The 11,012-nt window shown below is 64.6% G+C and carries 12 protein-coding genes; 3 read left to right on the plus strand and 9 right to left on the minus strand.

Going from position 1 to position 11,012, the window contains the following annotated elements:
- From EN893_RS06085 to EN893_RS06095, 3 genes are all read right to left on the minus strand, one after another.
- A partial coding sequence (locus tag EN893_RS06085) for an SDR family NAD(P)-dependent oxidoreductase (RefSeq protein WP_128361450.1) occupies nucleotides 1-416 on the minus strand: 416 nt, incomplete at its 3' end.
- A gap of 93 nt (nucleotides 417-509) precedes the next feature.
- Nucleotides 510-1,775, minus strand: a complete 1,266-nt coding sequence (gene fabF / locus EN893_RS06090; RefSeq protein WP_127272586.1) for a beta-ketoacyl-ACP synthase II — start codon at nucleotides 1,773-1,775, stop codon at nucleotides 510-512.
- A 44-nt stretch (nucleotides 1,776-1,819) separates the two neighbouring features.
- Nucleotides 1,820-2,398, minus strand: a complete 579-nt coding sequence (locus EN893_RS06095; protein ID WP_127268435.1) for a TetR/AcrR family transcriptional regulator — start codon at nucleotides 2,396-2,398, stop codon at nucleotides 1,820-1,822.
- Between the two features lie 79 nt (nucleotides 2,399-2,477).
- Between EN893_RS06095 and EN893_RS06100 the strand changes: the two genes are divergently transcribed.
- The 3 genes from EN893_RS06100 (at nucleotide 2,478) to EN893_RS06110 (ending at nucleotide 3,894) form a co-directional block, all read left to right on the plus strand.
- The gene (locus EN893_RS06100; protein WP_127268436.1) at nucleotides 2,478-2,837 is read left to right on the plus strand and encodes a hypothetical protein; all 360 of its coding nucleotides are present in this window, start codon (nucleotides 2,478-2,480) and stop codon (nucleotides 2,835-2,837) included.
- An 88-nt stretch (nucleotides 2,838-2,925) separates the two neighbouring features.
- On the plus strand, nucleotides 2,926-3,384 hold the full coding sequence (locus EN893_RS06105; RefSeq protein WP_127268437.1) for a nuclear transport factor 2 family protein: 459 nt from the start codon (nucleotides 2,926-2,928) through the stop codon (nucleotides 3,382-3,384).
- A gap of 222 nt (nucleotides 3,385-3,606) precedes the next feature.
- Nucleotides 3,607-3,894, plus strand: a complete 288-nt coding sequence (locus EN893_RS06110) for a hypothetical protein (protein ID WP_127268438.1) — start codon at nucleotides 3,607-3,609, stop codon at nucleotides 3,892-3,894.
- Between the two features lie 131 nt (nucleotides 3,895-4,025).
- Here the strand turns inward: EN893_RS06110 and EN893_RS06115 are convergent, their stop codons facing one another.
- The 6 genes from EN893_RS06115 to EN893_RS06140 form a co-directional block, all read right to left on the minus strand.
- Nucleotides 4,026-5,429, minus strand: coding sequence for an MATE family efflux transporter (locus EN893_RS06115; protein ID WP_127268439.1), 1,404 nt, complete (start codon nucleotides 5,427-5,429; stop codon nucleotides 4,026-4,028).
- Nucleotides 5,430-5,596: 167 nt separating this feature from the next.
- Nucleotides 5,597-7,183, minus strand: coding sequence for an FGGY-family carbohydrate kinase (locus EN893_RS06120; protein WP_127268440.1), 1,587 nt, complete (start codon nucleotides 7,181-7,183; stop codon nucleotides 5,597-5,599).
- On the minus strand, nucleotides 7,180-7,863 hold the full coding sequence (locus tag EN893_RS06125) for an HAD family hydrolase (protein ID WP_127268441.1): 684 nt from the start codon (nucleotides 7,861-7,863) through the stop codon (nucleotides 7,180-7,182). Before EN893_RS06125 ends, EN893_RS06120 begins: the two co-directional genes overlap by 4 nt.
- A 15-nt stretch (nucleotides 7,864-7,878) precedes the next feature.
- On the minus strand, nucleotides 7,879-9,357 hold the full coding sequence (locus EN893_RS06130) for a mannitol dehydrogenase family protein (RefSeq protein ID WP_127272483.1): 1,479 nt from the start codon (nucleotides 9,355-9,357) through the stop codon (nucleotides 7,879-7,881).
- Nucleotides 9,358-9,503: 146 nt separating this feature from the next.
- On the minus strand, nucleotides 9,504-10,274 hold the full coding sequence (locus EN893_RS06135; RefSeq protein WP_127268861.1) for an L-iditol 2-dehydrogenase: 771 nt from the start codon (nucleotides 10,272-10,274) through the stop codon (nucleotides 9,504-9,506).
- A 2-nt stretch (nucleotides 10,275-10,276) separates the two neighbouring features.
- On the minus strand, nucleotides 10,277-11,012 hold a 736-nt coding region (locus EN893_RS06140), incomplete at its 5' end, for an ABC transporter ATP-binding protein (RefSeq protein ID WP_164900731.1).

An 11,012-nucleotide genomic window follows, 5' to 3' on the forward strand; every position in this document is an offset into this window, starting at 1 on the left:
GGGATGAGCCCCTGCACCGAACTCAAATTCACGATTCTGCCCTTCCCTTGGCGCCGCATTGCCGGCAGCACCGCGTTGGTCACACGCAAGACGCCGAAGACGTTCACGTCGAACAGCACCTTAGCCTGGGCGGTCGAGGACTCCTCTGCGCCGCCAAACAGGCCCATGCCGGCATTGTTGACAAGCAGGTCGATGCGTCCGGCCTTGGCCAGAACGTCATCGACCATTGTCGCAACGGACGCGTCGTCGGTCACGTCGCAGGTCAGCATGGTAACGCCGGCGGATGGCCGGGAGGCCGCGCGACGGCTGGTTCCGAAGACGCGAAAGCCGGCGCCTAGCAAGGCATCGGCGGTAGCGCGCCCGATGCCGGAAGATGCCCCTGTGACCAGGGCGACGCCAGGGTTGGTCTTGTTCATGGAAATCATATCCTTCTTTGCGTTGGATCGGATTGGGAAAAGCATGAGAGGCCGGGGCAAAGGGCGTTGGTCATGACTGCGTCTGGCCACCGGTTAGTTCCAGCGTCTGAACAGGGCGCTGGCATTCACGCCGCCAAAGCCGAAGCCATTGGAGATCGCGTACTCCATCTCCATGGGCCGGGGCGCGTTTGCGACGAAGTCGATTCCGTCGCCGGCCGGATCGGCCTCGCCAAGGTTGAGGGTTGGCGGGGCGACCTGATCCCTGAGCGCCAGGATTGCGAAGATCGCACCAAGCCCGCCGGCCGCTCCGAGCAAATGTCCGGTCGCCGATTTCGTGGCGCTGACAGCTATCGCGAAATCGCGCCCGAACACGCTCTTGATCGCTTCGATCTCACCCAGGTCGCCGACTGACGTTGATGTCGCATGCGCATTGAGATGACGAACCTCGCGTGGCGAAATCCCTGCATGGGCAATCGCGATCTGCATGGCCCGGCGCGCGCCGTCGCCGTCCTCTGGTCCGGAGGTGACGTGGTGGGCATCGGCGGTTGTGCCGTAGCCGACGAGCTCAGCCAACGGCTTTGCGCCGCGCGCCAACGCGTGGTCCAATGCCTCGATGACCAGCACGCCGGCTCCTTCGCCCATGACGAAGCCGTCCCGCGATGTGTCGAAAGGGCGCGAGGCTTGAGCCGGCGCCCAATTGAAGCCGGTTGAAAGAGAGCGCGCCGCGACGAAACCGCCGAGACTGACGGTGTTGATGCACGCTTCCGTTCCGCCGCATACGGCGATGTCGGCTTCGTTGGCGCGGATCAGGCGGGCGGCGTCGCCGATCGCTTGGATGCCCGCCGCGCATGCCGTCACCGGTGCGCCGAGTGGACCTTTGAAACCATGACGGATCGAGATGTGGCCCGCCGCGAGGTTTACCAGGAAGGACGGCACCGTAAAGGGAGACAGGCGGCGGGCGCCACGCAGGTCCACCGTGCGCACCGCCTCGGTGATGGCGGGGAACCCGCCGACCCCTGAAGCGATGATCGTGGCCGTGCGCAGGCGATCGGTTTCCAGGGCAGGCTTCCATTGCGCCTGCGCCAGCGCCTCTTCCGCCGCGGCCAGCGCGAAGAGAATGAACCGGTCCACCTTGCGTTGATCCTTCGCCGACAGGACGGCATCGGCATCGAAACCAGCCTCCGGATCTTCGCCCAGGGAGGGAACCACGCCGCCAATCTTAGCCGGCAGATCTCCCACCACATCGTCAGGAAGCCTGCGAACGCCCGACCGGCCGGCAAGCAGGCGTGACCAGGACGCTTCGACATTGGCGGCAAGGGGCGTGACCGCTCCCATGCCCGTGACGACAATCCGTTGCATCTGCTCTCCTGTCCTTGGTGTGCCGGCGGCGCTGCTCGCGCCGTTCAAGCGGCGACTGCTTCGCGAACCTGATCGGCCGCCGCATCCAGAAAAGCCTGTGCAAGGTCGGGGTCGTTGACGACCCGCGAGAGCACGACCGCGCCGACCATCGTCGAGAGAACGGCCATTGCCTTGTTGCCGGTCTTTTCGCTGTCGCCCTCGCCAACCCAACCGCCGAGCATCTCAAGGTACGCCTTGATGCCGACTTCGAATGATGCCTTCACCTCGGCACCTTGCCTGGCCGCATCCGAGCCGAGCGCAACGACCGGGCAGCCGTCCATCTTTTCCCCGCGATGGTCCATGCTGAGGTAGAATGAGATCACCCCGTCGAGCGGGCTCCCAGGATGTGCGGCGGTCGCGGCCGACCATTTGTGGGTGGCGCTTTCCATCGCGCGCCTGGACGCCAGCGCCGCCAGATCGTCCTTCGACTCGAATTGCTTGTAAAAGGCGCCCTGGGTCAGCCCGGCACCCTTCATCAGATCCTTGAGGCCGATGCCGTCAAAGCCGCGCTCCCGAAAAAGCCGGCTTGCCACATTGATCACGGTCTCGCGGTTTTCCGCGGCCTGAGTGCGACTCACACGCATCGTCATCTCCTTTTTAGATTGCATTCGTAATCTATACCCTATATAGAGGGTGAACGCAATCTAAAAAAGGACAAATGAGATGATCCCCAAAACCCTGAGCGCCTCGCTGCTGGCAGCGCTGTTTCTTGCAACCCCGGCTCTTGCCGAGGAAGCCACCATCGGACGCCCGATCGAAGGCGGCAGCCTGCACCAGGGACACCTGGACATGGTGGCCTACTACGTTCCGCGCGGCGACCTGCTTGAGGTCACCGCCACTTTCGCACCGAAGGCCGGGGGTGATCCGCTGCGGGTTGTCATGGGCCTCGCCAACAGTGACGCTGTGTCGTTTTCCATACCGGGCTACCCGGGCTCGCTCTACGCGTTCTCAAGGTCCGGTAAGGAAGTGACGGTCTCGACCGAGACTGACACATCCCTGCGAGCCGACGCGACAATGCCCTGACCTGACGCGCAGGCCCGCGGCCGCGCGATGCTGGCCGGGGCTCTCGCGTCGGAACGGCGCGCCACCAATAAGTTCGGAGAGAGGTCACATGCTTTACAGCTATTTTGTCGAGAAATCGATCCGGCAGAGCTTCGACGACGTCAACAACCATCGCTGGGACGCGGCGGTGAAGGCCATCGCGCCGCATGTCCATCACCGGGTTGGTGGCGCCCACGCGCTTGGTGGGGAGCGCCACGACAAGCAAGCCCTGCGCCGCTGGTTCGAGCGCCTCGGCCGTGTTCTGCCCACTCTCCATCTCACGGTCAACCACGTCTGGGTGAAGGGTTGGCCGTGGCATACCACCGTGTTTGCCCAGTGGGATGGCACCGCAACCCTGCTCAACGGCGATACGTCCTACATCAACCGTGGTCTCCACGTGTTCACGCTGCGGTGGGGCACGGTTCATGCGCTCGAGGAGTTTTACGATTCACAGGCGGCGGCGCGCGGTCTCGCCGCTCAAGCCGCAGCCGGCCTCGAAGAGGCTGTCGCCGAACAGATAACAAGCTGAAGCGCGGTTCGAGGACGGCCGGGTTGCCCATGCGCCGACCGGCTCGGGTCCCGAGCCATCTCCGCTGCCGCGCTCCAACTTGTTGCAAGACGTTCAAATTTGAGCTTCCGCACTCATGCTTTGTCGAGAGTATCTCCCGTATTCACTTAAACGGTCTGCGCCGTAGTTTTTAGCCGTTCTGAATCGCCGTCGGCGACGATGACGACGAAATAGGAGAACGCAATGACTCGCAATCACGTTGAACGTCTTGGAGAGTTCCGGGAAATCCTGGTCGCAACCCGACGCGAAGGAGTCCGCAACGTGCACCATACCCGCGATGCAATGCGGGCAAGTGGCTTTCAGATAGGGGACAGCGATGGCTCCAGCTACGGAGCCGAGCTGAAGGCGCTCCAGGAAGAAATTGAGGCAGTCGATCGCGCCATCGAAGACGAGAAGCGGTTGGCCCAGGCCCTCGAGAGCGCAGCTCAATCCCGCCGGCCGAGCAAGCCGAGAATCGTGAAGGGAACATAGTTCCGCTCTCGGCCGAGACGTTCATTGCCTCGGTGCCAAGCGCCGGCTCACGGCACGAACGTTTCTGCAGGCGCCGCTTAATCAGCTACAATATTGGGACATAGCGGCCGCCAAACCGGCACTGTCCTGTTTCAATGCCCAAACTCCAGCGGCGGCGCCAACCGGTCGCGCCGCAGCCAGCGCGCCAGAAGCAGCGCGGCCACCACGGCCAGCCCCGTCGACAGGCCGATCCAGATGCCGACGCCATGCAGGCCGAAATGGAAGGCGAGCAGCACGCCGAGCGGCAGGCCGACGCCCCAATAGCCGATCGCGGCATAGATCATCGGCACCTTGGTGTCGTGCAGGCCGCGCAGCATGCCGGCGGCCACCGCCTGGGCGCCGTCGAAGACCTGGAACAGCGCCGCGAAGACGAGGAACGACACGGCAAGTTCGATCACCCTGGCATTGGCCGGATTGCCCAGATCGATGAAGGCGCTGATCAGCGGATGCGGCCACAGGATCATCACCAGCCCCATCAGCGCCATGAACGAGACACCGATGACGAAAGCGGTCCAGCCGGCGCGCGAAACGCCTTCCGGATTACCGGCGCCGTGCGCAAGGCCGACGCGCACCGTCACCGCCTGGTTGAGGCCGAGCGGCACCATGAAGGAGATCGAGGCGATCTGGATGGCGATCGCGTGCGCGGCCAGCGAATCCGCGTCGATCAGGCCCATCAGCAGGGCCGCCGCATTGAAGATCGTCACCTCGAAGGCGAGAATGCCGGCGATCGGCAGGCCGAGCCGCAGCAGACCCTTGAAGCGCGGCCAGTCGGACCGCCAGAAGCGCCCGAACAGACGGTAGCGGCGGAACTTCTTCTCCAGCATCACCACGGCAGCCATGCCGATGAACATCAGCGCTGAGGACAGCGAGGTGGCAAGGCCCGACCCGGCAATGCCCATTGCCGGCACGCCGAGATTGCCGAACATGAACACCCAGTTGAAGAAGACGTTGCAGGCGACGGCGACGAAGACGATGACCAGCGCCCAGCCCGGCCGTTCCAGCGCCGAGATGAACGAGCGCAGCACGATATAGCCGTAGAACGGCAGCACCGCCCATTCGAGCCAGCGCAGATAGATGCCGGCCTGACGGGCGAGCGCCGGGTCCTGGCCCATCGCCAGCAGAATGCCTTCGCCGTGCCAAAGCACGAGCCAGATCGGAATCGAGATCAGGATCGCCAGCCACAGGCCCTGGCGCACGGTGCGGCGCAGGTCGCGCACCGAATAGCGGCGGCGGCCGAGCTCGGTGGCGATCATCGGCGAGGTCGCCAGCATCAGGCCGAGGCCGAAGATCAGCGGCATGAAATAAAGGTTGGCGCCAAGCGCGCCGCTGGCCAGCGTATCCGGCCCCAGACGACCCATCATCATGACGTCGGTGGCCGTCATCGCGGTCTGGCCGAGATTGGTCAGCACCATCGGCCAGGCAAGCGCCAGCGTCGCCCTGATTTCCTGACGCCAAAGACTTTCCGGCGCGCGAGCGCCGGCTTCGATCGCAGACATTGTTCCGCTCTTTCCAGCTACGGCACGTCGGCCAGAGCCGGAAGCCGCATGTCAAACGGCAAAACCTTCGGTTTCGCGGCGTTTGCGTCAGCTTCTGGACGAAACGCGACATGAAGGCAAGAGAGGAGGGACAGGAACGGATTGAGCCAGCGACCGGCCCCGATGCTCTAGCGGATCGCGTCCAGCATCCGCCGCTGGCGGTGCATCTCGAGGAAAACCTTGTAGTCGCGCTCGAAACGCCCTGATGATTTCGGGTTCGACGGGCGCGTCCGGCCGCCTTGCTGCATGGCAAGACAGGCGGCGTTGAGGTCGGGAAACAGCCCGGCTGCGGTGGCGGCGATCATGCCGGTGCCGAGCAGCACCGCCTCGTCGGCCAGCGGCTCGATCACCGTGCAGCCGGTGGCGTCGGCATAGAGCTCCATCAGCAGCGGGTTCTTGGTGTGGCCGCCGGTGACGTGCAGCGTGTCGATCAGATAGCCATTTTCGTTCAGTGCCTCCAGCACGTGGCGCACGCCGAGCGCGATGCCGACGGCGGTGCGCCAGTAGAGCTTGCACAGGCTGTCGAAGGAGGAGTCCAGCGTCAGCCCGCTGACGACGCCGACCGCATGCGGATCGGCGAGCGGTGAGCGGTTGCCATGAAAGTCGGGCAGCACATGCAGCCTTGCGGCGAGGTTGTCGCCCTCGGTGGCGCGCAGCTCGGCGACACGCCCGGCGATCTTCGCATGCATGGCGGCATCCGGCTCGCCGCCGGCGCCGTGCCAGCGGATGATGTGGTCGAGCAGGGCGCCGGTCGCCGACTGGCCGCCTTCCGACAGCCACAGTCTCGGCAGCGCCGCGCCGTAGTATGGCCCCCAGACGCCGGCGAAAGGCTGCGGATCGGGCGACATCGCCATCACGCAGCTCGATGTGCCGGCGATCAGCGCCAAATGCCGGCCGATGTCCTGTTCGTCGCCGGCAAAGCCGCCGAGCACGCCAAGCGCGCCGGCATAGGCATCGATGACCCCGGCGCCGACCCGGCATTTCTCGCTCAGCCCAAGCTCGGCCGCCGCTTGCGCCGTCAATCGACCGATATCGGCGCCGACCGGGCTGGCTTTTTCCGGCAGGCTGCCGTGCTCGAAAAGATCGTCGAGGCCGACGAGTTCGAAGAAATCGCGCCGCCAGCCTGTCTCCTCATGCGCCAGATAGGTCCATTTGGCGGTCAGCGTGCATTGCGAGCGGGCCAGCGAGCCCGTCGCTTGCCAGGTCAGGAAATCGGTCAGGTCGAATAAATAGCCGGCTTCATTCCACGTCCGCGGCAAATTGCGCTTCAGCCACATCAGCTTCGGCGTCGCCATTTCCGGCGACATGACGCCGCCGATGTAATTCAGCACGGCGTGGCCGCTTGCCGTGCATTCGTCGGCCTCGGCGATGGCGCGGTGGTCGAGCCAGACGACGGTGTCCCAGCGCTTGTCGCCGGTGACCGAGACGCTGAGCTGGCCGCCTTGCCGGTCGCGCACCACCAGCGAACAGGTGGCATCGAAGGAGATGCCGACAATGTCCTCAGGCTCGACACCGGCTTTTTCGCGGGCAGCGCGCACGGCGGTGCAGACGGCCGACCAGATATCGCGCGAATCATGCTCGGCGTGATCGGGCTTCGGCTGGTTCATGGCGATCGGCCGCTCGGCGCGGCCGAGCAAGGTGCCTGTGGTGTCGAGAATGCCCGCGCGAGCGCTCCCGGTGCCGACATCGACCGCGCAAACGAACTGTTTCGTCAAGATGCTCTGTCTCTCGCTCCCAGGCCTGCAATCAGATCGGGCAATTGCAGCATGTCAGCGAATATAAAGTCCGGCTCACTCGACGCAAGCCGCGCTTTCAAGGTCGGGTTGCCGGCATGCGAGCCGCCGGTGAAGGCAAACACGCGCATCCCCGCCGCGCGCGCAGCAATGATGCCGGCCGGGCTGTCCTCGACGACGAGGCATTTGCGCGGATGAGCCCGCATGCTGGCGGCGGCATGCAGGAACAGATCCGGCGCCGGCTTTCCCTTGGCCACCATGGTGGCACTGAACAGGTGCGGCTCCATCAGCCCAAGCAATCCGGTGACGTCGAGCGCGTAGCGGATGCGGTCGAGCGTGCCCGAGGACGCGACACAGAACGGCAGCCCAAGCTTCGGCAGTATCTTCTTGACGCCGGCGATCGGCTTCAGCTCCTCGCGGAATTTGCGCATCAGTTCGACGCGCATCTCGGTCAGGTGCAGGTCTGTGATATCGAGCCCGAAGTCGCGGCCGAGGATCTCGCGCACGCTTTTCATGCTCCTGCCGAGGAAATGCTCGTAGGCGGCATCCTCACTGACGCTGCCGCCGGCGACTTTGACCATGCCGAGCAGCGCCGAGACGGAGAGCGCCTCGCTGTCGACCAGCACGCCATCGCAGTCGAAGATGACCAGTTCAGGCGTCATGGCCGAGAATGGCTCTCAGAGCTTGCCGGCGAGGTAGCGCGTCAGCGTCGCGCGCGCGCCATTCGCCCACAGCACGTTGAGCGCATGGGCGAAGGCCTCGACAAACGCCGTCGCGCGGCCGACATCGCCATAGATGTCCTCCATGGCAAGCCAGGCGGCGGGAGCATCCTTTGCCGCTTTTGCCGTTGCCTGCAGCCGGCCCCAGCTCGGATCGTTGGGCTCGATGACGGCGCCGCTATCCGTCGTGCCGAAGCAGTAGCGGCACCATAGCGCCGATTCCAGCGCCAGGCCCGCGACGCTCTTTCCGGCCTTCAGCCGGTCGGCGATGGTCGGGATGATGAATTTCGGCTGGCGGTTGGAGCCGTCGAGGCAGAGCCGGCGCACCGTGTCGCCGATCTTGGGATTGGAAAAGCGGCTCTCGATGAGCTGGTAATAATCTTCCAGGACCGTGTCCGGCACCGGCGGCACGGTCGGAATGATTTCCTCCCGTTCGAGCTTGGCCAGAAACCCGCTCACCAGCGGCTCCTGCATCGCCTCATGGACGAAATGGATGTCCATCAGGCCGGCCGGATAGGCAATCGTCGCGTGGCCGCCATTGAGGATGCGGATCTTCATCAATTCGTAGGGCGCAACGTCTTTGACGAACTGCACGCCGACCTTTTCCAGCGGCGGCCGGCCGCCGGTGAAATGGTCCTCCAGCACCCATTGCCGGAACGGCTCGCAGAACACCGGCCAGTTGTCCTCAAGGCCAAAGTCCTTGGCGAGGATGCCGCGTTCGCGGTCGGTGGTCGCCGGCGTGATGCGATCGACCATACCATTCGGGAAGGCGACATGCTCGCTGACCCAGTTCGCCAGATCCTCGTCGATCAAACGGGCCAGGCCGATGACGCCGTCCGAGGTGACATGGCCGTTGTGGGGAATGTTGTCGCACGACATGACCGTGAACGGCACGGTGCCTTCATCGCGCCGCCGCACCAGCCCGGCAAGGATGATGCCGAACACCGTCTTCGGTGTCGCGCCGGGCTGCGCATCGGCGAGGATGTCGGGGTGGGTCGGGTTGAACACGCCGGATGCCGGATCGATGAAATAACCGCCCTCGGTGATGGTCAGCGAAACGATCTTGATCGCCGGGTCGGCCAGCCGTTCGATGATGCCGGCCGCATCGCCGGGCATCAGGAAGTCGATCATGGCGCCGGTGACCCGGGCGCTCATATGGCCGCTGTCCTGCTCGACCACCGTGGTCAGCCAGTCCTGCTCTTCCAGTTTGCCGCGGCCGATCTTTTCACCGTCGAACACGCCGGCGCCGATCAGTGCCCAGTCATGGCCGACGCCCGAATTGAACAGATCGTCGAGATAGACGGCCTGATGCGAGCGATGGAAATTGCCGACTCCGAAATGCACGATGCCGGCCTTCAATGTCGCGCGGTCATACTTCGGGCCGGCGACCTCAGCGGGCAGTTTGGAGAGGTTTGAGGACGAGAGTTTCACGGTCATCTGTTTTACCCTTTGGCCGAATCTAGGCCTTCGTTACGCTCCTCTCCCGGTTGGGGAGAGGATAAGGGGTGGCACTGGCTACGCGCCCGCTGATGTCGGCCTCTGCTCCCCGCGGAGGGACGAGGAGCAGAGGCCGTCCCCCGCCCTCAACTCATCCACTGGCCGCCATCGACATTGTAGGTCTGGGCGACGATGTATTCGGCGTCGCTGCTGGCGAGAAAAACCGCCATGCCGGTGAGGTCCTGCGCCGTGCCCATGCGGCCATACGGCACTGCCTCGCCGACCAGCTTCTTCTTCTCGCCCTTCGGCCGGTTCTCATATTTGGCGAACAGCGAATCGACGTGATCCCAGTGCTCGCCGTCGACGACGCCAGGGGCAATCGCGTTGACGTTGATGCGGTGCTTGATCAGGTCGAGCCCCGCTGACTGTGTCAGCGAAATGACGGCGGCTTTGGTGGCGCAATAGACGCCGACCAGCGCCTCGCCGCGTCGTCCGGCCTGGCTCGCCATGTTGATGATCCTGCCGCCCCGGCCAGCGGCGATCATCGAGCGGGCGGCTGCCTGCAGCATGAACAGCGTGCCGGCGACATTGACGGAAAACAATTTATCGTAGCTTGCCTTGGTGATCTCGACGATCGGTGCCAGATCGAAAAGAGCGGCGTTGTTGATCAGGATATCGAGGCCACCGGTCTTCGTCTCGACGGCTTTCACCGCCGCCTCGATGGAGGCGAGGTCGGTGACGTCGAGCTTGACCGCATAGGCCTTGCCGCCGATCTCGGCGGCCGTCTTCTCCGCCGCCTCGAGATTGATGTCGGCTATGGCGACGGTGGCGCCTTCGCCGGCATAGGCTTCGGCGAAGGCTCTGCCGATGCCGCGGGCCGAACCTGTGATCAGCGCGGATTTGCCGGCCAGCCGCATGTTCAGATTGCCTTCCCGTCGGCGCCGAAGCGATGCAGCTTGGCCTTGTCGGGCGTCAGATAGATGGTGTCGCCATGATGGACGCCGAGTTCGCCGTCGGCGCGCACCGTCAGCGGGCCGACGCCATCGGCCTGGACATGCAGGAAGGTGTCGGAGCCGAGATGCTCGGCGACGCCGACGACCGCCTTCCATTCGCCCGCTGTGGTCGAGATCTCCAGGTGTTCGGGACGGATGCCGATGGTCTTGGCGCCGTTTTTGGCAGCCGGCGTGCCTTCGATCAGGTTCATCTTCGGCGAGCCGATGAAGCCGGCGACGAACAGGTTCTTCGGCGTCTTGTAGAGCTCCATCGGCGAGCCGACCTGCTCGATGTTGCCGGCGTTCAGCACGACGATCTTGTCGGCCATGGTCATGGCTTCGACCTGGTCGTGGGTGACGTAGATCATGGTCGTCTTGAGCTGATGGTGCAGCTCGCTGATCTCCAGCCGCATGGTGCCGCGCAGTGCCGCATCGAGATTGGACAGCGGTTCGTCGAACAGGAAGGCGGTCGGCTGACGCACGATGGCGCGGCCGATGGCGACGCGCTGGCGCTGGCCGCCGGAAAGCTGGCCGGGCCTGCGTTCGAGATAGTTGGTCAGGTTGAGCACGCGCGCGGCGTCTCCCACCTTCTTGTCGATGGTCGCCTTGTCCTCGCCGGCCATCTTCAGCGGGAAACCGATGTTCTTGGCCACCGTCATGTGC

Source organism: Mesorhizobium sp. M7A.F.Ca.CA.004.04.2.1, assembly GCF_004022825.1.
Taxonomy (GTDB): domain Bacteria; phylum Pseudomonadota; class Alphaproteobacteria; order Rhizobiales; family Rhizobiaceae; genus Mesorhizobium.

What these genes read in the sequence shown, in the direction of transcription:
- fabF (WP_127272586.1), bottom strand. Translation starts at nt 1,775, where the DNA reads ATGCAACGGATTGTCGTCACGGGCATGGGAGCGGTCACGCCCCTTGCC.
- EN893_RS06095 (WP_127268435.1), bottom strand. Translation starts at nt 2,398, where the DNA reads ATGCGTGTGAGTCGCACTCAGGCCGCGGAAAACCGCGAGACCGTGATC.
- EN893_RS06100 (WP_127268436.1), top strand. Translation starts at nt 2,478, where the DNA reads ATGATCCCCAAAACCCTGAGCGCCTCGCTGCTGGCAGCGCTGTTTCTT.
- EN893_RS06105 (WP_127268437.1), top strand. Translation starts at nt 2,926, where the DNA reads ATGCTTTACAGCTATTTTGTCGAGAAATCGATCCGGCAGAGCTTCGAC.
- EN893_RS06110 (WP_127268438.1), top strand. Translation starts at nt 3,607, where the DNA reads ATGACTCGCAATCACGTTGAACGTCTTGGAGAGTTCCGGGAAATCCTG.
- EN893_RS06115 (WP_127268439.1), bottom strand. Translation starts at nt 5,429, where the DNA reads ATGTCTGCGATCGAAGCCGGCGCTCGCGCGCCGGAAAGTCTTTGGCGT.
- EN893_RS06125 (WP_127268441.1), bottom strand. Translation starts at nt 7,863, where the DNA reads ATGACGCCTGAACTGGTCATCTTCGACTGCGATGGCGTGCTGGTCGAC.
- EN893_RS06130 (WP_127272483.1), bottom strand. Translation starts at nt 9,357, where the DNA reads ATGACCGTGAAACTCTCGTCCTCAAACCTCTCCAAACTGCCCGCTGAG.
- EN893_RS06135 (WP_127268861.1), bottom strand. Translation starts at nt 10,274, where the DNA reads ATGCGGCTGGCCGGCAAATCCGCGCTGATCACAGGTTCGGCCCGCGGC.